The 20,629-nt window shown below is 43.9% G+C and carries 19 protein-coding genes, 1 other RNA gene and 1 pseudogene; 13 read left to right on the top strand and 8 right to left on the bottom strand.

Features of this window, described 5'->3' with window-relative positions:
- Window positions 1–21: 21 nt before the first annotated feature.
- From egtD to RIC07_RS04305, 3 genes are all read right to left on the bottom strand, one after another.
- A complete protein-coding gene (gene egtD / locus RIC07_RS04315) occupies window positions 22–987 on the bottom strand; it encodes an L-histidine N(alpha)-methyltransferase (RefSeq protein ID WP_446393426.1) in 966 nt (321 codons plus the stop codon).
- A 521-nt stretch (window positions 988–1,508) separates the two neighbouring features.
- The gene (locus RIC07_RS04310; RefSeq protein ID WP_446393425.1) at window positions 1,509–2,462 is read right to left on the bottom strand and encodes a J domain-containing protein; all 954 of its coding nucleotides are present in this window, start codon (window positions 2,460–2,462) and stop codon (window positions 1,509–1,511) included.
- 294 nt (window positions 2,463–2,756) lie between these two features.
- The gene (locus RIC07_RS04305; RefSeq protein ID WP_446393424.1) at window positions 2,757–3,581 is read right to left on the bottom strand and encodes an inositol monophosphatase family protein; all 825 of its coding nucleotides are present in this window, start codon (window positions 3,579–3,581) and stop codon (window positions 2,757–2,759) included.
- Window positions 3,582–3,998: 417 nt separating this feature from the next.
- Here RIC07_RS04305 and RIC07_RS04300 point away from each other — a divergent pair, with 417 nt between their 5' ends.
- A complete protein-coding gene (locus tag RIC07_RS04300; RefSeq protein WP_446393423.1) occupies window positions 3,999–5,132 on the top strand; it encodes a 5-(carboxyamino)imidazole ribonucleotide synthase in 1,134 nt (377 codons plus the stop codon).
- A 241-nt stretch (window positions 5,133–5,373) separates the two neighbouring features.
- Here the strand turns inward: RIC07_RS04300 and RIC07_RS04295 are convergent, their stop codons facing one another.
- On the bottom strand, window positions 5,374–6,303 hold the full coding sequence (locus tag RIC07_RS04295) for a pentapeptide repeat-containing protein (RefSeq protein WP_446393422.1): 930 nt from the start codon (window positions 6,301–6,303) through the stop codon (window positions 5,374–5,376).
- 159 nt (window positions 6,304–6,462) lie between these two features.
- On the opposite strand from RIC07_RS04295, the gene ssrS reads away from it, so the two are divergent.
- Window positions 6,463–6,644, top strand: a non-coding RNA gene (gene ssrS, locus RIC07_RS04290) — 6S RNA.
- Window positions 6,645–6,943: 299 nt separating this feature from the next.
- On the opposite strand, the gene lepB is transcribed toward ssrS, so the two are convergent.
- The 3 genes from lepB to RIC07_RS04275 all read right to left on the bottom strand — a co-directional run bounded on the left by lepB (window position 6,944) and on the right by RIC07_RS04275 (window position 8,962).
- Window positions 6,944–7,984, bottom strand: a complete 1,041-nt coding sequence (lepB, locus tag RIC07_RS04285) for a signal peptidase I (RefSeq protein WP_446393421.1) — start codon at window positions 7,982–7,984, stop codon at window positions 6,944–6,946.
- 293 nt (window positions 7,985–8,277) lie between these two features.
- Entirely contained in the window at window positions 8,278–8,619 is a 342-nt protein-coding gene (locus RIC07_RS04280; RefSeq protein WP_446393420.1) for a HepT-like ribonuclease domain-containing protein, read from the bottom strand.
- Window positions 8,606–8,962 (bottom strand): nucleotidyltransferase family protein, encoded by a 357-nt coding sequence (locus RIC07_RS04275; protein ID WP_446393419.1) that lies wholly within the window; start codon window positions 8,960–8,962, stop codon window positions 8,606–8,608. Before RIC07_RS04275 ends, RIC07_RS04280 begins: the two co-directional genes overlap by 14 nt.
- Window positions 8,963–9,161: 199 nt before the next feature.
- Between RIC07_RS04275 and RIC07_RS04270 the strand changes: the two genes are divergently transcribed.
- From RIC07_RS04270 to RIC07_RS04220, 11 genes and pseudogenes are all read left to right on the top strand, one after another.
- Window positions 9,162–9,293: a hypothetical protein gene (locus RIC07_RS04270; protein ID WP_446393418.1), complete on the top strand. Its 132-nt coding sequence runs from the start codon at window positions 9,162–9,164 to the stop codon at window positions 9,291–9,293.
- A gap of 8 nt (window positions 9,294–9,301) precedes the next feature.
- Window positions 9,302–9,484: pseudogene (locus RIC07_RS04265) on the top strand (hypothetical protein); the annotation flags it as partial.
- A gap of 168 nt (window positions 9,485–9,652) precedes the next feature.
- A complete protein-coding gene (locus tag RIC07_RS04260; RefSeq protein ID WP_446393448.1) occupies window positions 9,653–9,898 on the top strand; it encodes a UPF0175 family protein in 246 nt (81 codons plus the stop codon).
- Window positions 9,889–10,089 carry a hypothetical protein gene (locus RIC07_RS04255; RefSeq protein ID WP_446393417.1) on the top strand — a complete coding sequence of 67 codons (201 nt, stop codon included), beginning with the start codon at window positions 9,889–9,891 and terminating at the stop codon, window positions 10,087–10,089. The genes RIC07_RS04260 and RIC07_RS04255 overlap by 10 nt, the downstream gene beginning before the upstream one ends.
- A 33-nt stretch (window positions 10,090–10,122) precedes the next feature.
- Window positions 10,123–10,371 carry a UPF0175 family protein gene (locus tag RIC07_RS04250; protein ID WP_446393416.1) on the top strand — a complete coding sequence of 83 codons (249 nt, stop codon included), beginning with the start codon at window positions 10,123–10,125 and terminating at the stop codon, window positions 10,369–10,371.
- Entirely contained in the window at window positions 10,364–10,606 is a 243-nt protein-coding gene (locus RIC07_RS04245) for a hypothetical protein (protein WP_446393415.1), read from the top strand. The genes RIC07_RS04250 and RIC07_RS04245 overlap by 8 nt, the downstream gene beginning before the upstream one ends.
- Window positions 10,599–14,309, top strand: coding sequence for a CHAT domain-containing protein (locus tag RIC07_RS04240; RefSeq protein ID WP_446393414.1), 3,711 nt, complete (start codon window positions 10,599–10,601; stop codon window positions 14,307–14,309). The genes RIC07_RS04245 and RIC07_RS04240 overlap by 8 nt, the downstream gene beginning before the upstream one ends.
- Window positions 14,310–14,356: 47 nt before the next feature.
- The gene (locus tag RIC07_RS04235) at window positions 14,357–15,772 is read left to right on the top strand and encodes an AAA family ATPase (RefSeq protein WP_446393413.1); all 1,416 of its coding nucleotides are present in this window, start codon (window positions 14,357–14,359) and stop codon (window positions 15,770–15,772) included.
- A gap of 2 nt (window positions 15,773–15,774) precedes the next feature.
- Window positions 15,775–16,698 (top strand): DUF4435 domain-containing protein, encoded by a 924-nt coding sequence (locus RIC07_RS04230; protein ID WP_446393412.1) that lies wholly within the window; start codon window positions 15,775–15,777, stop codon window positions 16,696–16,698.
- Between the two features lie 92 nt (window positions 16,699–16,790).
- Window positions 16,791–17,162: a hypothetical protein gene (locus RIC07_RS04225; RefSeq protein ID WP_446393411.1), complete on the top strand. Its 372-nt coding sequence runs from the start codon at window positions 16,791–16,793 to the stop codon at window positions 17,160–17,162.
- Window positions 17,159–18,796: a hypothetical protein gene (locus RIC07_RS04220; protein WP_446393410.1), complete on the top strand. Its 1,638-nt coding sequence runs from the start codon at window positions 17,159–17,161 to the stop codon at window positions 18,794–18,796. The genes RIC07_RS04225 and RIC07_RS04220 overlap by 4 nt, the downstream gene beginning before the upstream one ends.
- Before the next feature lie 141 nt (window positions 18,797–18,937).
- On the opposite strand, the gene crtH is transcribed toward RIC07_RS04220, so the two are convergent.
- Complete coding sequence (gene crtH, locus RIC07_RS04215; protein ID WP_446393409.1) at window positions 18,938–20,482, bottom strand: carotenoid isomerase; 1,545 nt, start codon at window positions 20,480–20,482, stop codon at window positions 18,938–18,940.
- Between the last annotated feature and the right edge of the window lie 147 nt (window positions 20,483–20,629).

Here is a 20,629-nt window from a genome sequence, read left to right as displayed (position 1 = left end):
GGGAACCGGGAATTAAATTTTCTAATGGCTAATCGTTAGGTAGTGGAGACTGAAGAGATGATCAGCATCTGTCCATACCTGTTGAGCATCGAATCCAGCATAATTTGCCATATCCTGGAACTCTTCAATGCTGTATTTATATGAATTTTCGGTGTGAATTGTTTCATCTTGACGAAAGTGAAACGGTGTGCCATCGATAACGACGCTTTGTTCCTTGAGACTAACTAAATGCATCTCAATGCGGCTTTTATCTGGATTATAAAAAGCCCAGTGGCGAAAATGGGATAAATCAAAATTAGCGTTTAACTCCTGATTAATCCGCTCTAGCAGGTTGAGATTAAATGCAGCCGTGACTCCTTGGGCATCATTATAGGCAGCATTTAAAATAGCTGGGTCTTTTTTCAAATCGACACCAATTAACATGCCATCGCCTTTATCCAAAAGACGACGCGACTGTTTCAGCAGATGGATGGCTTCCTGGGGATCGAGATTGCCAATCGTGGAACCCGGAAAGAAAATTAGCTTGTGATTAACGGGTTTTTTGCTGTAGGGCGGCAGTTGAAAATCTTGGGTATAATCGGCACAAACGGCGATCACATCCAAGTCAGGATAGGATTGTGCTAGTTCTGCTGACGCTTGCAGCATGTGTTCTTGGGAGATATCGATGGGCATGTATCCAGCTAGATGCGGCAAGGCATCTAACAGAAGGCGGACTTTGGCACTACTGCCACTACCATACTCGATCAGCAAGCAATCTTGACCCACGAGTTGGGCAATATCCCGGCAATAGGTTTTTAACAGATGAATTTCTGTCCGGGTGGGATAGTATTCCTCCACCTCACAGATCTGATCAAACAGTTCTGACCCACGTTTATCATAAAAGAACTTGGGCGCGATCGCTTTTTGGGGTTGAGTCAAACCCTTGAATATCTCCTCACGTAAGCTGCTTAGGTGCGGCTTATAATCGTAAAACTCTAGATTACTCATCCACCTATCGTTCAATCTGCTAACCACCTACAGGGTGGATTCCTCTCCTATCATCTACCGCCAACGATCCTTTTTGCAAGTTATCTCATGTCCGGTTGAATACTTACACTTTGGTGGAAACAAGGCAGAATAAGTAGGTGGGGACAATTAAAGTTAACGGTGGGGATCGTCATTCGTCATTCGTCATACTCGCGAGAGCGAGAAGCAAGCTACGTCATTTGTAAGGGTTTGAGGCTTGTTAACATAACTTAACATGGTTGAGTTTATTTCCATCAACCTACTTACAGATAGCTGAGGGCTTCAAGGAAAAAAGCAAGGATGCCAGGGAAAAGGAATTTATGACTGTTTAGACGGACAGGATGTCAGAGGCTTCTGCACGTTTATATCCTCATCCCTCATCCATCGGTCAAAAAATTCTCGCACTTGGATAGGGTGGGTTGAGGGACATCAGGGTGAAACCTGCCGGAACAACCGACCAACCTAAAAACGGTTTCATTTTTTATCCTTTGTCCCTGATTCCCTTACTTTTTCTTGCCGCCAAACAATCCTCCAAATAAACCCCCGCCACCCGATTGCTCTTTCGGCTTTTTGCCTGAACCTGATTTCTGGGTTAATTTGTCGATATATTGTTTCCCTTTCAATGCATTTTCTTCCTGCGGATTTAATTGCAAGGCTTTATTAATGTGAACCTTAGCCATGGACACTTGATTTTGCTTTAAATAAGCTAACCCTAATAAGCCATGACATTTGCTATTGGTTTGCTCTAATTTGAGGGCTTCTCGTAATTCTAAAACAGCACCCGCAAAATTGTTTTTCTGCATGTAGCTGTCGGCACGACTGATATAAGCAGCAACTTTTGAGCCTTCTTGAGTTCCACCCCCCTTGGTTGAGGCATCACTGGTAGCAGCGCCAGCTTGGGTTTTCTTGACCGCCTTACCCGGTCCTGCTGTTTTGGAAACGGCTGTTCCTGGAGAGGTTTTGCCGATGCCGGATTTGGATGTTTTTCCTTTAAGCATCAAGTAAACTAAGTTGAGTTCACTGATTTCGCCAGTGACGTCCACAACTCGATCAAGAGATTCGTATTGCTTAGAGGCTAGCGATTTCAAGGAGTTTCGATAAACAGAATCGGCATTTGCACCAGCTTTTGCCAATTGTTTAGCCACATCACTATAAATAGAAATTTTTCCTCCTTCTGCGGCTAGACGCTTGCCCATGTGTCCTAAACTGATCTTATAGTCGCGACTGCCGCGAAACAGTTGTTCCTTGGCAGGATTGACGAGTTTGGTTAACAGTTCATTGGCTTGCTGTTTTTCCTCATCTGTTTTGAATTTGCTGCTGTCAGGGTGGAGACGGCGAGTTACTTTGAGATACTGCTTCCGGACTGTCTTCTCATCCGCATCGACGGGAACGCCTAGAATGGCATGATAATCCGTGAAATCATACTTAAAGAGTCCGCGTTCAATTTCAAAAGCCATAGGGTGCTGTCCAATTGCTGTGACGAAAGAATAGTTTTATAGTCTGTCTTAGAGATGAGAGACCCCCTTGACATCCTCATAGCTATTGTAGAAAATACAATTCCCAAGATAAGGGTACTCTGGCTTCCCCATGGAACAAAAAGCGAAGCATCCGCTGGCTTCCCCCTTTTGAAAGGGGACGGGAGGGGGCTGGGGATTAGGTTTTCCGAATTAGCCGACGACATCCTTAAGTGCTTGGCAGATGCCGGGGCTTACTGAAAATGGTGTAAGAGTTCAGTTTAGACGGACTTGCTCTCAATTCCAACTGGACAGAGGTGGTGTCTGTAAAAGTTCCTGGCTGAGTTGGTCGTGAATTTGACCATTGGTGGCGAGAATTCGTCCAGATTTTAGGACGAGGGGGCTACCATCATAAGCGGTGACTGTGCCACCTGCCTCTTGCACTAATACTACACCAGCCGTAATATCCCAGGGCGAAATTCCCCGTTCCCAATAACCATCTAAGCGTCCACAAGCCACATCTGCCAAATCCAGTGAGGCTGAACCACTGCGGCGAACGCCTTGGGTGAGGTGAGTTAGGTGACAAAACTCGGCATAGTTATTATCTGGGGTTTCGCGACGGTCATAGGCAAAGCCAGTTACCAGTAAGCTTTGATTGAAAGTCGATGTGTTAGAGACGTGAATGGGACGGCGGTTGCAAGTCGCCCCTAATCCTTTAGCGGCGCGAAAGAGTTCATTGCGAAAGGGATTATAGATCACTCCCACTTGCGGGATTTCGTCAATGAGTAATCCCACTGATGTAGAGGCAATGGGGTATTGATGAGCATAATTGGTGGTGCCGTCGAGGGGATCAATTGCCCACCGATATTTACTCTGTTGATCTCCCCCTTGACCCGATTCTTCTGCCAAAATAGCATGATGGGGGACATGACGCCTTAATACTTTTAAAATGACGGCTTCTGCTTCTTTATCGGCAACGGTGACTAAATCACCCGGACGCCCTTTCTCTTCTACGGCATCTAGTTTACCCCAGTAGGTTTGCAAGATTGCCCCGGCTGCCATGGCGGCTTCTGTGGCGATATCAAGAAAGATTTGCAGTTGATCGGGTGTGGGTTGGCTCATGGTTGGTGATTAGAGTTTTGAGTTTTTCGGATAGTCGGGATGGGTTTGACTATTATTGGTTATTTTTCGACGCCAAGCACCATTCTCAACAGGATGATTGTAGACAGGTAGCCGCTTATGTTTGAGTAATCACAGCTACAGTAATAACATCTGACTGGAGTCGGTTTCAAACTTCTCGATTTTATCCTAGTTCGCCCGTATGGACTTGGTTGACAATGAATTAAGCGTTGATAGTCACTAATAAAGCACTTAAGAACTTGCGGCTTAATCATTTACTAATCCGGCTTGGCTGAATTCATAAATACAGCTTTCCTTACATGAATTAGCCCTGCTACCATAAGCAAGATCTGTGCCTAAGTCCTAAAACGTTGACACCAAAATCCGCTAACATGGCAAACGAGTGACTCAAACCTATTGATGGCTAAGACTGTGAAACGAGTAGGGGTAATCGGTGGTGGACAACTGGCTTGGATGATGGGAGGTGGGGCTAAATCATTGGGTTTGGATTTGGTGATTCAAACACCCCAGCCTACTGATCCAGCCGTTAGTGTTGCCTCCGATACCATCTTTGCCCCGATTGATGACGCCGCCGCGACTGCAAAGTTAGCTGCCCATTGTGATGTGATCACATTTGAGAATGAATTTATTAATTTGGATGCGTTGTTCCCCTTGGCAAACCAAGGTGTCTGTTTTCGCCCCCGCCTAGACGCCTTAGCCCCCCTACTCGATAAATATCACCAACGTTGCTATTTACGTGACATTGGCTTACCCCAACCTGCTTTTAACTTACTAGAGACACCCCTCAACCCCGATACACTGAATTTTCCCCTAGTTCTCAAAGCGCGACGCCACGGCTATGATGGTCAAGGCACGTTTATTTTTAAGGATAGAGAGAGTTTCCAGGAACTCTGGCAAAAACTTGCCGATACACCTCTACTCGTCGAGGAATTTATACCCTTTGAACGAGAATTAGCTGTCATCGCGGCTCGTTCTGTAAGCGGTGAGGTAGTGGTTTACCCGGTTGTCGAAACCCAGCAGGAAAATCAAGTGTGCCGTCGGGTGATTATTCCCGCCCCGATTAGCCCAGAGACAGAACAAGAGATTAACGCGATCGCACATACCTTACTCAATAGTCTACAAGCCGTGGGCGTGTTTGGGATTGAACTCTTTCTCACCGCCAATAATCAGGTATATGTCAACGAAGTCTCCCCTCGTACCCACAATTCTGGACATTTTAGTCTAGAGGCTTGTGACACTTCGCAGTTTGAAATGCATTTACGGGCAGTTGCTGGATTATCCTTGACAAAACCAACACTTAAGTGTAAAGAAGCGGTCATGGTTAATCTATTGGGTTATGAATATTCCCAAAATGATTACCTTGAAAAACGGCAAAAACTCGCCAGTCAGCCGCAAACTTATGTGCATTGGTATGGGAAAAAGCAATCGCGCCCTGGGCGCAAACTCGGTCATGTCACCGTTCTCCTAGATTCTAGCTCAGGGAAGAACCCCCAGGCGATCGCACAAACAATAGAAACCCTGTGGTACGGGTGAAGTACCCCAACTTTCTTCGCTCTTATTTGGGGCGACAGCAATCTTTAACCAAGGACAAATGACAAATGACGAATGACGAATGACAAATGACAAATGACGAATGACGAATGACAAATGACAAATGACAAATGACAAATGACAAATGACAAATGACAAATGACAAATGACAAATGACAAATGACAAATGACAAATGACAAATGACAAATGACAAATGACAAATGACAAATGACAAATGACAAATCATTCTAATTGGGAAATCCCCTTTAAAACAAAGTCACTTTGAGCTTGAGCCATAATCTGAATCATCGCTTTGAAATCAGCATTTCGTTGGCGATACTTGGTAATTAAATCCTCTGACTGAACTCTAACACCTAACGTTTCTAGATAATCTGCCTCAATGCGTTGAAGTTCCTGTTTATAGCGCTGCTTAAACGATTGCTCAATTTTTGCCTTATCCTGCTCTGGAAGAACGTTGAGGTGGATAACGACAGTACCTCGATGCTTCGTTTCAATCGCTTGAATAGAAACCGGAAAATTATCGTTTTCCTTCTCCAACTCTTGAAAAGCAACCAGAAAAGCCTGCCAATCAATCCCCTTGCGGAAAATCAACTCAACGGTTTCCAGCGTTTTTTGGAAAAGCTTCGTAAACTCACCCGGCTCAAATGTACCACTATGAGGACGGCGTTCTTGCAGTACATATCGTTTACTCTTAGGAGAATATCTGGATTTAAGATAAACATAGTCGCAAGTAACTCCAGTTAAGTTGGTTGTACTATCAATATTCCAATCTTCTAAGCAAACTCCTGTAAATATGGCTCTCTCAAAGTTTGTACCTAAAGCTTGAGTTCTAATCAATCGGGCTTCAGATAAATCAGCGCCGCTTAAAAGAGCATTTCTAAAATCTGCGCCTGTAAAATCAGCTTTTCTCAAATTGGCATCGGTCAAGTCGGCTTCAAGCAAATCCGTGCCAAAGAGGTTCGCCCCTTGAATGTTAGCCCCTCTCAGGTTAAACCCACTCAGATCCAATAAATTTAGGTTAGCACCCTCCAGCATGGGAGTAACATCAGGATGCTTCTCACGCCAACTGTTCCAGTGGAATAACCCCAGTTTGACAAGATAGGAATGGGGTTCGCTGTACACCATCTGAGAATAACCCCGAACATCATACATAATTTGCGATCGATGACACTCATCAGTTTAGCTTAGAGCGACAGCGCATGATTAGGCATGAACAGCAGACTGTTTCATGGCTAATCATGCGCCCCTGCAGAAGGTGGCGATACGGGACAGTAGACATCTGAAAATAAATCGTTAGAATAGGGATACAGGTTCTCACTGGGACGTTGGTGACTGCCAATAGTGTTTTTTGATCTTGTCTGTATGTAAAAGGGAATCGAGAGACCTTGTGGCAGTAGACCGGGCATGAACCCGGAAACTTAAAACGAGTGTCCACGATACCCACCTGGTTTTCCAGGTCATAAGCTGAGGCAAGACGGCGTTCTGGTGAACCTGCAATAATTCGCAAAAATTTCCCCCTGTCTTAGGTGACTGGGGGATTTTGCGCTTTGGCTTAAGTTGACACGAATGACCGACATGCGCCCAATTCAATGGTAAAATTTACTCCACCATTTTAGCTGTGCCAACGCCAAGTAGATTGGGTTGAGGAACGAAACCCAACAAACCCAACGCCATTGTTCGCTTGAATATGGTGTGCAATCCTAACAGGCTCCCCAGAAGGCAAAAGGCAAATAGTATAAAAGGAAAAAGAACCCAACCGATAAAGGGGGTTTCCAACGTGGATTGAGTATCATTACTCTACAGTACCTATTCGGTTAGGGGGCCAATATCGTTTAGTTGCTTTACCAATAACATTTTCTATAGGAACAAACCCCCAATAGTGACTATCATAACTGTTATTGCGGTTATCGCCTAGGACAAAGTAAGAATTAGGCGGTACAGTGACAGGATCATAAGTATACTCTGGAGGCTCTTCAATATAGTTTTCCTCTAAAGGTTGATCATTGATATAAACCTGACCCGCTTTAACTTCTACTTTCTCTCCGGGTAGACCGATGATACGCTTAATGAATGCATCTTTAAAATTTTGCTGCTTGAGAGCTTCTGTGGGAGAAAACACCACAATATCTCCTCGTTGTGGCTTTTGGAAGTGGTAACTCCACTTATTAATGAGTAAACGATCATTAACTTGTAGTGTCGGCTCCATTGTACCTGATGGGATATAACGGGATTCAGCGACAAAGCTTCTTATCCCACTTGGCAAAAAATTGCTAATAATCACAAAAAGAGAAACAATTAGTATAGGTTTCCATGTTCTCTCGCGTCGAATAGGTGAAGCCGCATAAGCGCGATAAACAACGAACCCCATGAAAAAAAAGAGCAATCCGGGAATCAAGCCAGAAATCATAAACAGGATAAACCACAAAATTCCTGTCCATTTTTTTAGGTATAGATGTCCCAATCCTGGTATAATCTGAGACAAAAAAACGGCTAGCCATGGATCTTTGTTTCTGATTCTAAACTTTTCAAAACGAGGCGAGTTTGAGCGTTTAACACAGCGATAAGCATCAAATAAGTTCCAAACTGACAGGTATAATAGTCCCAGTACTACCAGTACTAATACAGTCAAAACGGTTATAGTATCCAGAGTGCTGAAGGCTAAGTTTATCGCTAAACCGATTAACACTATGTAACTGACGCTAATAATCAATCCGCGAGTTACTTGACCTGCATAAATTTGCCCTAAACCTGGAAAAAACCTAGATAAGTTAACAGCTAACCAAGGTTCTTTTCCAGGGGGCCAGTGAGATTTAATTTGCTTTGATTTCGACATAATTTTACCTATCGCTATCTATACACACAAACGAACCTGATACTTGTAAATAATTGGCAGAAATTTTTGTAGTGTAGGAGAAACGCGATCGCATAACAGTAGATCAGCCATGCGGGACACCACCATCCCGAAGGAAGCGATCACATAATAGCACCATGCACAGCGCGATCGCACGCTCATCAGTTGGCGGATTTGGTGGTTCTCCTTGGAAAATTGTGTAGGGGCGGGTTTTACTACTATCTTTTCCGTTGCACCCAGATAAGACTAAACCCGCCCCGACTAAGGTTTATAGCCTACTCTTTCATTTCTGCGAGGCTGGTTTGCATTTGCTGGAGAAGTTGGGGAATATTGAGTTGAATAACTTCCCACAGGATTTTAATATCAACTTCTTTGTACTCATGAACAACTCGGTTACGCATTCCTCGAATTGCGTTGATAGGAATTGCTGGATGAGCCTGGGTGAATGCTGGCGATAGGCGGTTCACAGCTTCGCCCATTATGACGATTTGATAGAGAACAGAGGATTGAGTTTTTAAGTCTTCGGCAAAGGTTTGATAGTCCAAGGTTTCGCAGAATTCCACAATTAAGCGACTGGCTCTAATCAAATCCAGTAAAACCTCTTTATCTCTGTTCATAAATCACTTTCGAGTTGTCTAAAATATTCTGGCGACGTATAGGGTTATGGCTTTGTTCAATTGCTGGTTTGGTGACGACATCAACGGGGCGATGAAACAGTTGGCTCAGTTGTTGCTCAATAACATCGAGATCGAAAAATGTAATTCTGGCTTTTTCGTAAAATTCCACTAATACATCAATATCGCTATCGGCATTAAAGTCTTCTCTCAAGATTGAGCCAAAGAGAGAAAGCTCTACGATTTGCCAGTGTTGACATAGTTGTTTTAGGGATTCAGCGGAAATGGTTATACCATGAGGAATAGGGATTTGATGAGCTACTGTTGATAATCCTGAATCATTCATAATGAATATTCCGTACTACACCGTCTTAAAAAGGACTGTAGCAAAAATCATATTTTACCGCCAAATCCATTACTCTGAGTCTTTATTAGGACTTACGCAAAGCCTCTATGTGTAGGGTGCGTTAGCGAAGCGTAACGCACCTTTGCCACCATCTGTGGTGTAGCTGCGTAAGTCCTGTTTATAACAGGTGAATCATTTTGTGACTATAGTATTATTTTCCGCATTGTTAAGGGAGAAGGGGAGGAACCGCAAATCCTCAACGGTTGGTCATCTGGAGTTGGTGGATGAGGGGTTTGTGCAGGTGTGCGAGTTGGTGGCAGCTAATTTGTAGGGGGTTTGATGGTTGCGGTATATTTAGATGTATGTTGTCTCAATCGCCCTTTTGATGACTGGGCGCAGGAACGGGTTCGGCTAGAGGGAGACTCAGTTTTAACTATTCTGGAACGAGTTCGCACCGGAGAATGGCAACTCATTTCGAGTGAAGCGATCGCAGTGGAACTGGAAAAAGTGCGAAATCTGGAGATGATGTGTTAATGTCGGTTACGCGGGAGAAGTTTTTGCAGGATTTACAGAAAATCAGAGATCTTTAGAAAATGAGGTGACAAGAAACCGGGTTTCTGACATCATCTCTATTTTTTCTGGAAGACTTAAGAAAGTTTTGGATGGATTTATATTTTTCAAGGTAATATGATGAGCTTAGTAATTTCCGAAGAGATTGTTAAAGCCAGTGGACTCTCTGAACAAGAGTTGATTATCGAGTTGGTATTATTACTGTTTCAGCAGGAAAAAATTAGTTTGGGTAAGGCAGCAGAGTTACTGAATATCTCTCAGGTTAGATTTCAAAAAATTCTATCAGATAGGGGTATCAATATTCATTATGATGTGGAGGAGTTGCAGGAGGATATACAGCATTTAACGGCTAAGGGATGGCTATGATCGTTGTGAGTGATACTTCTCCTTTAAGTGAGTTAATGATAAAAAGCTGGGTCTGGGGTAAAATCGGAATGGTATCCTCTACCCCTTGTGTGGCTATGGATGAACAGAGATCGCAGGCTTATCTTTCCCTGATTCAAGAACTCCTCGCCTGTCCAGGTGAGGTATCCGGTGGAGATCGCGAGAGTGATTAATGAATGTCTTTTGAAATGATGAGGTGATGGTAGATGCAAGCAATTAATATACAAATTCCCATCGAATTAATTGAGCAAGGTGAGACGGCAGTTTTGGAACAAATTGCCATGCAACTTTATGAAAACAAGATATTTACCTTTAGTCAAGCCCGTCGGTTGTTGAATTATTCCGTGTGGGAATTTCAAAAACTGTTGGGAGAAAATCATATTGTTCGGCAATACGACAAAGATGATTTAGCAGAGGATATCGAAGCGATTCACTCAGGATTGTGGGATGGTTAAAGTCATTTGTAATGCTACGCCTTTGATTAACTTTGCAAGTATTAATCGCTTAGATATATTAAAATTCCTGTTTACTGAGATAGTCATTCCCCAAGCGGTTTACTCGGAAACCGTTGAATCAGGATTTCCTAACTCTGAAACCATTGTTAATGGAATTGAAGCGGCTTGGCTTAAAGTTAAGTCGGTGCAGGAGATGCCAGAATCCATCCCTTTAGAATTAGAGTTTGTTGGCTGAATATCAAGATAAACTCGATCTGACCTTTGTAGCTAGTCTTGTTCAATGGTTTCACTCCGAACTTGACACAAAAGTCAATAATTCAGAACGAAATCACTCCTTAGCCGGATTACTTAATAGTATTGCTATTGATGTTCATCAATTTCCATTGGGGAGTCGATCTGATAATATTGAAATTGCAATTGCCTGCTATCAAGCGGCACTAGAGGTTTATACCCGAACTGCTTTTCCCGAAGATTGGGCAGCCACTCAAAATAACTTAGGGAATGCCTACTTATTTCGGATCAAGGAAGAGCGGGCTAAAAACTTGGAACGGGCGATCGCTTGCTACCAAGTAGCATCAGAGGTATATACTCCTACTACTTTTATCTATGAATGGGCAGGGACTCAGAGTAACTTAGGGAATGCCTACCTAATTCGGATATGGGGGGAGCGAGGAGAGAATATAGAACAAGCTATTGCTTATTACAATTCTGCTTTAGACGTTTATACTAAAACCACTTTCATCGAAGATTGGGCAACCACCCAAAATAACTTGGGAAATGCCTACTTATTTCGGATCAGAGAAGAGCGATCCGAGAATATAGAACTTGCCATTAGTGCCTACAAATCAGCATTAAAAGTCTTTACATATAGAAAATTTAGGGAAGGTTGGGCAGAGATCCAAAGTAACTTAGGGAATGCTTATAGCAAGCGTATTCGAGGAGAGAGGGCTAAGAATATAGAGGCTGCTATTAAACTATATAAAGCATCATTAAAAGTTCGTACCCGTGTCGAATTTCCTAAAGAATGGTCAGATATACAAAATAACTTAGGAAATGCCTACGGAGAACGAATTCGAGGAAATCGATCAAAAAATATTGAAAAGGCTATTGCTTGTTATGAAGCATCATTGGATGTCTGCACATCTATGGCTTTTCCTGAAGAGTGGGCGGGAACTCAAAATGGCTTGGGTAATGCCTATAGTAAACGCATCCAAGGAAATCGGGCTGAGAACATTGAACAGGCTATTGTTTACTATAAAGCAGCATTAGAAATTTTTACTTATAACGATTTTCCTGAAAAATGGGCTATAATCCAAAATAACCTGGGTAATGCCTACTCTGACCGTATTCGAGAGGAGCGATCGCAAAACCTTGAAAGAGCTATTACTTACTATCAATCCGCTTTAAAAGTAAGGAATTATATTAGCTTTCCAGAAGATTGGGCAGAGACTCAAAATGGCTTGGCGACTGCTTATTTCTACCGCATAGACGGGAAGCGAGTAGAAAATATCAAACGGGCTATTTCTCACTATGAAGCGGCATTAAAAGTTTACACCCGTACTGGCTTTCTTGACGAGTGGGCAATGATTCAAGGTAATTTGGGAAATGCCTACCTTTATCGCATTGATGAAGAACGTTCAGGAAATATTGAAATATCTATTGGTTGCTATGAAGCGGCTTTGGAAGTATATACCCGCACCGCCTATCCCTATGAATGGGCAACCACCCAAAATAATTTAGCAAATGCCTATAGAGACAGGATTATAGGAAATAGGTCGGAACATCTTGAAAAGGCTATTTATTGCTACAAAGCTGCATTAAAAGTAAGAACTTTTACTAGATTACCTGAGGAATGGGCGGAGACACAAAGTAATTTTGGGAGTGCCTATAGAGAGCGCATCCTAGGAGACCGTAGTCAGAACATAGAACGGGCTATTGCTTGCTGTAAAGCAGCATTAAAAGTTTATACCCATACGGCTTTTCCCTATGAATGGGCAATCACTCAAAATAACTTAGGGAATGCTTATGGAAAGCGGATCAAAGGCAAACAGAGAGAAAATACTCAGAGAGCTATTGCTTGCTATAAAGCAGCATTAAAAGTCTGTACCTGTACTGCCTTTCCCGAACAATGGGCAACGGTTCAAAATAATTTAGGGACTATCTACGAAGAACAGGGTGAGGCTGAAACAGCTATCGCCTGCTACAAAGCTGCTCTAGAAGTCTATACACCCTCCTCTTTCCCCCTAAATGCTCTCCAAACCGGAGGCGCTCTCGGCGACCTCGGCTACAACCTCCAAAACTGGGAAATCGCCATCGAAGGCTACAACCAAGCCATCCTTGCCATCGAACAAAGCCGCTACTGGGCAATCTCCGAAGCCACCAAACGGGAACTCATCGCCAACTCCCTCGATATTTATCAAAAAATGGTGCAAGCCTGCATCAACCACCAAGACTACGCCCAAGCCTTGCTCACTGTCGAACGCAGTAAATCCCGCACCCTGATTGAACTCCTCGACAGCGCCCACCTCTACCCCAAAAACGCCACCGACGCACAAAAACAACGCATCAGTGACCTGCGCCGTCAAATCGCCATCTACCAACAACAACTCGCTTTCACCCCCAGCGACACCCTCACCCCCGCCACCGAGAAGCACCCCAACCAACCTTCACCCGAAACCCTCATCCGCCAACAACTCCAAGCCGCCAACCAGCAATTCCAAGACCTGCTCACCGAACTCGACGACCCCAACTTTACCCTCACCCAACAAGTCCCCGCCCAACTCCCGGACTTGCGCCGCCTCCTCCAGCCCCAAACCGCCCTCATCGAGTGGTATCTCCCCACCGAAGCCGACTCCGGGTTTTACCTCTTCCTCGTCACCCGCCGAGACGAGCAAATCCAGATTACCCCCCACCACTTCAGCGCCACAGACCGCGAACACCTCGACCAAGCGCTACTGGACTACCGCAGCGACTACGGACAAGACACCTGGAAGAAGCAACTCCCCCAATGCCTCGAAACCCTCAGCGCCGCCCTGCAACTCCCCCGCCTTCTGGCTGAATTATCCCAGATTCAACACCTCATCCTGATTCCCCACCGGGAACTGCACCTCATCCCCCTCCACGCTCTCCCCGTCTCTCTTCCCTCGCCTTCTGGGAATGAGGGAAAACCCCTGCAAGACTGGTTCCCCGTCCAATATGCCCCCAGTTGTCAAATTCTCAACAATCTCCAGCAGCGTCCCCCCCTCAACCGGGAAACGGTTCCCTTCTTCGCCATCCAAAACCCGACGGAAGACCTCGACTATGCCGAGTGGGGGGTGGAACTGTTGCGTCGCCAATTCAGCCCCCATCAAGTCTTGCGTCGCGACCAAGCTATCCTTGCTAATTTAAGCCAACCCCACACCCAAACCTTCCTTGAGCAGAGTCACACGGTTCACTTTGGCTGTCACGGTGAATTTGACCAGCGCAACCCCCTCAACGCCTATCTGAGACTGGCGAATGAGGAAAAGCTGACCTTTCTGGATATTTTCAACGGTCTTAATATTCCCCTCTGTCGCCTGCTGGTGCTTTCGGCTTGCAAAACTGGGTTGGTGGAAACCTCCAGTACAGATGACTATGTGGGATTATCCAGTGCCTTTTTCTACGCCGGAGCGCGAACGGTGGTCGCCAGTCTCTGGGAAGTGGATGAACTGGCGGCTACTCTGGTGACTCTGCGCCTCTATCAAATTTTACCAGACTATCCCTCGGTCACGGCTGCCCTGCAAGCGGCTCAAACCTGGTTACGGGGTTTATCTTCTGATGATGTTCTCCACTGGCTAAAACATGACCAGAAAGCGACGGAGGAAGAAGTGGAAGAAGTGGAAGACCGTTTGAGTTTATTTAATGACCCTCCCTTCGCAGAAGCCTATTATTGGTCAGCGTTTACGGCGATCGGTTTATAATTGGGGATGACCATCAAGATGATTCCTAAAGTGATTTGATAAATTAAATGTCTATTGACCTCAAGCGAATTCGGATAGAGCGTCTCTTTGACGCTTATAATTTGGATGTCCCCATTCAAGACAATACTTTAATCCTAGTTGGCGAAAATGGATCGGGTAAAAGTACACTGATTAATTTATTATATTACACCTTAACGGCTCAGTGGGAACGCCTAGCCCAGCTTCCCTTTCATTCCTGTACCGTTACAATTGGTGAACAAGAATATCCCATCGAAAGAAAAACTTTAAACACTGCTCAAAACAATAATCAAATAAAAAATAAAGTTTTTAGATATTTGAGCCGCGTTTTAAATCAAAGTGAATTTGATAATCTTCTCAACAAACTAGCCGAAAGCCCTTCAGAATATTGGTTGTCACCACCCGGAATGCTAGAGTTAAGAGAAATAAATAATGAATTCCCTAGTGTCAGTTTTAGGGTTTTGCGAGATGCAGCAAAAATAAACCCACATTTTGCCTCTTTAGAGGAACATGAGGCAAGCCAAGTTACAGACAAACTGGCTGAAGCTGTACAATCTGGCTATAAAGAACAAGTTTTATTTTTACCCACTTATCGCAGAATTGAAAAAGAATTAAGCGATGTTTTTCCGGACAGAGACTTGGATGATGTCTTCCCTTTTTCTAAAACTAATCGTTATCGGAAGAAGCCACGATCTGGATATGTCGAACTGGTTGAGTTTGGTATGGAAGATGTAATTCGGGCATTTGACTCAACCTTATCAGACTTGGATCAAAATTTTCGCACTGAACTGAATCGACTTACTGGGAGTTACTTAGGGGATATTATTCGTAATAACTATAAAAATGTTGAGGCATCTCAACTGTCTACTGAAGAATTTACGGAAACAATCAAGGTGATGCTTCCTCGGATTGGGGATATTCTTTCAGAAGGCGATCGCCAAAAACTGGGACAGCTCCTTGAAGATGTAAAAACTAACCAGGTTTTATTAGAAGAACAACGGGTGACTGCTTATTTTTTGACTCGTTTGGTCGAAATTCATAAAAGTCAACAGGAAAAAGAACGACCAATCCGAAAGCTAGTTGATTTGGTTAATCAGTATCTCAGCAACAAAAAGTTGGAATTTAACCCCAGTGAGTTCAATTTGGTTGTTAATCGCAAAAACAAAGATATGAGCGAAGTGCCAATTCCAGGCTTATCCTCAGGAGAGAAACAAATCATTTCATTATTTTCTCATATATTGTTAAGTGATTACGGTCAGTATTTTGTGGTGATTGATGAGCCGGAATTATCCATATCTGTACCTTGGCAACGCCGGTTTCTTCAGGACTTGAAAGATACCGGAAAGTGTTCCGGTTTAATTGCCGTGACTCATTCTCCTTTTGTGTTTGAAAATTCACTGGCGGAATATGCACATTCTATCAGTGAGTTTATCGAGGAGATTTGAAGATGTCATCTTTCTTGGATGCTTTGAAGGCTGCACCGACATCATCCCAAGCTAAATTAAATATATTTCTCCTAAGTTTTCAACCCCAAGGTCAGGCGATCGCAATTTTTCTGGAGGGACGCGACGATCCTTCCTTGATCCGAGTCAACGTTCAACGCTTCGCTGAACCGAAGGCTTTATCGGTCGAAATGACTATATTAGGGAATAAAAAGGAAGTGTTGAATGCTTATGATTATCTAGGCAAACGATTTCCAAACAACCCCAGAATCATGTTTTTTGTGGATAAAGATCATGATGACCTCATCGGGGAAACTCGGGGAACAAAAACTCAGCAAAGCTTATTCGTAACCGAACACTACTCTATTGAGAATTATCTGGTTTCAGAACCAGCCATTGCGGCGATATTAACCGATTTATGGGGTTTGGATTCATCCAGTGAGGCAATTGCGATCGCCTGCCAAAAGTTTCATCAATTCCAACGGGATTATCGTCAAGTTTTTTTACCGTGGATGGCGTGGCTTTTAGCGACTCGTCGATTGGGACAAAAACCAAACACCAATAATATAAAGGTTTCGATACTGAAGGTAGATATAAACTATCAAATTATGTTTAACTGGAAACCTGACATCTTGACTCACTTAGGAAGAGTCTGTAATGTCAATATCCAGCCAGATCCGACGACAATTGACTCCACCATCAGAGAACTGGAAGCCTTACCGACAAAAGTTTGGTTGCGGGGAAAACAAGAACTCTGGTGTTTAATTAAGTTTCTAAACCGACTGGAAGAAGAGGTCAAAACTGGAAAAGTCAAGCTAAAAATTAGATCGCCGATCGATATCAACAATATCGTTGAATTGCTAGCCCCCCGTCTGCCCTGTCCTTCAGACTTAAGAGATTACCTAGCCAATAGACTGGGTAGTTTATAGATGACCCCCCCTTCGCAGCAGTCTGTTACGGGTCAGACTTGACGGCGATCGGTTTATAATGGGGCAGAGTTGAGCCATGATGAGGTCAGACGATGCCCACTGCTGAAAATGAACGAATTGTGCGGGCTTTTTTACTGCTTCTGCATCGAGAAAGCAAAAAACCAGAGAGCAAGATTATTCCCCCCACAGCTTGGGAAACTTTAGCGGAACTGCAAGCCACCCTCAAGCCAGCCAATGATGATATTAAAACTATAGCGCGATCGATTACGAAATGGTGTCGAGAACACCAATATAGTGCAATTTTACAGGCTCTCCGACCCGTCCAAAGTGATGCCATTGATGAGGACGAAGACCCTGATGAAGACGAAACCGAGCAACAAATTCTGAGAATAACTAACTTATCGATTCGATTTGTGGATGAAACCATTAGCCAAGCTAAAGGGCAATATGAGCAGCAATCATGATGACAAAAAAGGTTATTTATGCCCCAGAAATTCGCTTATTTACTTATCATTTAAGAATCCTCAAAACTACATCACTCACTGAAGCGGAGCAGGAGATATATTTAAGCTCAATGATTGCCTATTATCTGCGGTTATTGGCGGATTATGGGTTGGTGGATTCGCTCATAAAACAGTTAAAAAAAGAGATGTTATCCCCCTTGTCAATTCTTGATAGTTGGCTTCAGTATATTGATACAATTCAGGTGTTTTTATGGTGGGGGAAGCTGAGAATAATTGTTCTGGAAATTCTCATTGATTTGACAAAATATCTGAGCAGTCAGACCCTAGAAGATGTCATTTACGACTATCTATTTAGATCGGATTTTGAATGGTTAACTACTGCGAATATTCCCTTTTTTCAGCTTATTAATAGCCCGGGTAAAATCGGGATTCAACGAGCTAATTTACCGCCAAAATATCGGGGTTTTTTCTATCCTCAATATATCAATGATAGCTATAGTTTTTTATTGCACGTCTTCCATCCCCAAAAACCGGGAAAAGATGGGGTGAGATTCTCAGATCTTGCCCAATTAAGACCCCCGGAGTCATTTTTTACGGGAACCTCGTCAACCCTAGATGAACCCATACAAACCCATCTCAAGCAAGCATCTTGGGGGACAACGATTCTGTTTAGTGGTTTTATCGACTCTCCCCCAGCAACTCTGGAGGAGGGGAAAATATGGGCGAATCAACTATTACAAAACCTGTTAGGAATTGACAGTTTAGGAACAGCGCCGCCTTTTTTAGCTTGTCGCGAGTTTTTAGGGGGATTTCTGTATGAGTATCAGGATGTTTATAATCGCAATCCTTACGGACAGATTCTGATTTTGCTGATCTTTTCAGAAGAGAGTAAAGAGAAACTTAATGGGGTTCAGTGGTCTTTACCGGAGTTATTTTGTTATGAAAACAAGATTTTTCAAAATTACCTAGACAGTCGTGAGGAATATAAAAGGGCTAATCAAGAGATTAAAACCATAGAGAAGACAATTCGGACATTTATGCCTAATATTGCGACGAATGTTTTGCCGGATTTATCGGAGAAAGAGTTACGGTCATTAAAGCAGGAAATCAAGAATTTTTTGGATTTATCCTTGCGCTATTCTCAGCAAATGCGGAGTTTGGTAACTTTCGAGAATACGATCGCCATCAACCGGGAAAATTATCTAAATACTTTGACGCGAATGGAGGTGAAAAGTCAAAGTGATTTAACGGGTTGGCGGGATAATGCAAATCACATTTTTGGGATGTTTCAGGGACAAATTAAAGTGGATTTGGTTTATCTCCAGCAAGGGGAACGGCTGTTAGATACGGCAATTAATACGATTCGGGGATTAGTGGAAATTGACCAAGCGGAACGCGATCGCAGCCTAGAACGGCAAATCCAAGCGGTTGGCGTGGGGATTGCGGCGGGCGCGATCGTTGCTTCAACTTCCGGGTTAATTACTGAACCTTGGCAGCTTCCTAATCGCGATCGCTTTTTGCTACCCCCCCATCCGTTTATTATAGCATTGGTGGGGAGTTTCTTTTGTTCATGGGGTGCGTGGTGGGTGGCAGATAAATTGATTAAAAAGGGGCGATCAGACTCTAATTCGTAGGTTGGGTGAAATGAAATAGTTCAGTAATGGTGCGTTACGCTTCGCTAACTCAGTAATGGTGCGTTACGCTTCGCTAACGCACCCTACAATTTTCGACAATTCGGCTACAATTTGATGGTTGAAAATGGTGAAAATCTGAGCTTATAACCCCAAATCCACCGCCACCCGATGGGCGCAAGCAAACCCAGAAAACGCTACCGCATTCAACCCTTGTCCCGGAAACGTACTATCCCCCACACAATATAATCCCGGAATCGCCGTCCGATTAAAGGGCATTCCCAATAACCCCCTTAACTTGCGGCGCGGAATCGGTCCATAGGTGCCATCCTCACGCCCCAAAAACCGTCGATGACTGCGGGCGGTTCCGACTTCCATATAATCCAAGCCTGCATCTAAACCGGGAAAAATTGCCTCTAATCGTTCAATAACTCGCCCAGCCGCTTCTTCCTTTTTATCTTCATACTCTTTCGCAGATAATCCCTGCCAATTCTCCATCCAACTGGGCGTAAAGGTATGCATAATATGATAGCCTTCCGGGGCTAAGTCCGGGTCAAGTAATGTGGGAATCGACACAAAAATTGTCCCCTCAGCCGCTTCCATCTTGTCCCATTCTTCCAATAAAATATGGTGACATTCTGTTCCTGGCGGGAATACCTTTTCTTCAACTCCTAAATGCAAACTCAAAAAACTGGGTGATTTCTGATATCGTTGTTGCCACTTTTCCTCACTTGCAGGCATCTGTTCTGAGGGCATTAATTTCTCAAAGGTATCCCAGCGCGTTGCATTAGACACCACCCGCTTTGCCCGATACTCTTCCCCCGTGGCTAACCGCACACCCACAGCTTTACCCTGTTCCGTTAAAATTTCGCTGACTCTGGCGGAATAGCGAATCTGTCCCCCAGCTTTCTCCAATCCTTCAACTAATTTCTGGGCAATTTCACCCACACCCCCTTTAGGATAATTAATTCCCCCATAATGGCGGTCAGAAAACACCATTCCCGCATTAATCATCGGTGTCTTATCCGCAGGTACGACTGACCAACAGTAACATTCCATATCAATAAACTGGAGTAACTGAGGGTCATGGATATAACGACGGGCAATATCTCCAGCATTCTGGGGCAAATATTTTACTAATCCTAAACACGCCAAAGGATGCTGGAAAAACACTCGCATCAGATAGCGAGGTTCTTCTAGAGACAGCAATTCCATCGCGTTGAGGCAATTAAATACCTTCCAGCATTCATCATAAAATTGCCGAATTCCCCGCCGTTCGTGGGGAAAACGTTCCGTCAATTCGTGTAAGAATTTCTCATAGTCTCGATGAACTTTCAGGTCTAAGCCTTCCGGTAGATGATAGTGAATCTGAACGTCATCGGGAATTGTTTCCACACCAACATTCACCGCGTCTAAGGCTTTGGTCAATAGATTCGTGGTTCCTTCAGTACCAAAACCAAAAATCATCGACGCGCCAACGTCGAATCGATAGCCTTCGCGTTCAAAGTAGCCAGCACTACCACCGGGAATCAAATAGCGTTCCAGTACCAGCACCTTGGCACCCTTAGCCGCTAGCTGAGTCGCCGTCACGAGTCCGCCAATACCAGAACCAATGACGATGACATCAAATACAGAGGTTTCGTTCGGAGCGTGATCCGTGGATGAGGGAGATTGAGAAGCAATAGCCATGAATGATCAGACGAGAGAGGTCTTTTACAAATTCGAGTTTAACTTTTCTCTATTCTCCCTTCCAGATGTGCTGTTTGTGTCTCTACATGAACCCCTGACCCCTACACCCCTACACCCCTACACCCCTACACCCCTACACCCCTACAC

Origin of the sequence: Coleofasciculus sp. E1-EBD-02 (assembly GCF_040218245.1) — a bacterium.
Classification (GTDB): Bacteria; Cyanobacteriota; Cyanobacteriia; order Cyanobacteriales; family Coleofasciculaceae; genus Coleofasciculus.
Note: the sequence above shows the minus strand (reverse complement) of the source record. Positions and strands in the feature narration are given on the sequence as shown.

What these genes read in the sequence shown, in the direction of transcription:
- egtD (WP_446393426.1), bottom strand. Translation starts at nt 987, where the DNA reads ATGAGTAATCTAGAGTTTTACGATTATAAGCCGCACCTAAGCAGCTTA.
- RIC07_RS04310 (WP_446393425.1), bottom strand. Translation starts at nt 2,462, where the DNA reads ATGGCTTTTGAAATTGAACGCGGACTCTTTAAGTATGATTTCACGGAT.
- RIC07_RS04305 (WP_446393424.1), bottom strand. Translation starts at nt 3,581, where the DNA reads ATGAGCCAACCCACACCCGATCAACTGCAAATCTTTCTTGATATCGCC.
- RIC07_RS04300 (WP_446393423.1), top strand. Translation starts at nt 3,999, where the DNA reads ATGGCTAAGACTGTGAAACGAGTAGGGGTAATCGGTGGTGGACAACTG.
- RIC07_RS04295 (WP_446393422.1), bottom strand. Translation starts at nt 6,303, where the DNA reads ATGTATGATGTTCGGGGTTATTCTCAGATGGTGTACAGCGAACCCCAT.
- lepB (WP_446393421.1), bottom strand. Translation starts at nt 7,984, where the DNA reads ATGTCGAAATCAAAGCAAATTAAATCTCACTGGCCCCCTGGAAAAGAA.
- RIC07_RS04280 (WP_446393420.1), bottom strand. Translation starts at nt 8,619, where the DNA reads ATGAACAGAGATAAAGAGGTTTTACTGGATTTGATTAGAGCCAGTCGC.
- RIC07_RS04275 (WP_446393419.1), bottom strand. Translation starts at nt 8,962, where the DNA reads ATGAATGATTCAGGATTATCAACAGTAGCTCATCAAATCCCTATTCCT.
- RIC07_RS04260 (WP_446393448.1), top strand. Translation starts at nt 9,653, where the DNA reads ATGAGCTTAGTAATTTCCGAAGAGATTGTTAAAGCCAGTGGACTCTCT.
- RIC07_RS04255 (WP_446393417.1), top strand. Translation starts at nt 9,889, where the DNA reads ATGGCTATGATCGTTGTGAGTGATACTTCTCCTTTAAGTGAGTTAATG.
- RIC07_RS04250 (WP_446393416.1), top strand. Translation starts at nt 10,123, where the DNA reads ATGCAAGCAATTAATATACAAATTCCCATCGAATTAATTGAGCAAGGT.
- RIC07_RS04245 (WP_446393415.1), top strand. Translation starts at nt 10,364, where the DNA reads ATGGTTAAAGTCATTTGTAATGCTACGCCTTTGATTAACTTTGCAAGT.
- RIC07_RS04235 (WP_446393413.1), top strand. Translation starts at nt 14,357, where the DNA reads ATGTCTATTGACCTCAAGCGAATTCGGATAGAGCGTCTCTTTGACGCT.
- RIC07_RS04230 (WP_446393412.1), top strand. Translation starts at nt 15,775, where the DNA reads ATGTCATCTTTCTTGGATGCTTTGAAGGCTGCACCGACATCATCCCAA.
- RIC07_RS04225 (WP_446393411.1), top strand. Translation starts at nt 16,791, where the DNA reads ATGCCCACTGCTGAAAATGAACGAATTGTGCGGGCTTTTTTACTGCTT.
- RIC07_RS04220 (WP_446393410.1), top strand. Translation starts at nt 17,159, where the DNA reads ATGATGACAAAAAAGGTTATTTATGCCCCAGAAATTCGCTTATTTACT.
- crtH (WP_446393409.1), bottom strand. Translation starts at nt 20,482, where the DNA reads ATGGCTATTGCTTCTCAATCTCCCTCATCCACGGATCACGCTCCGAAC.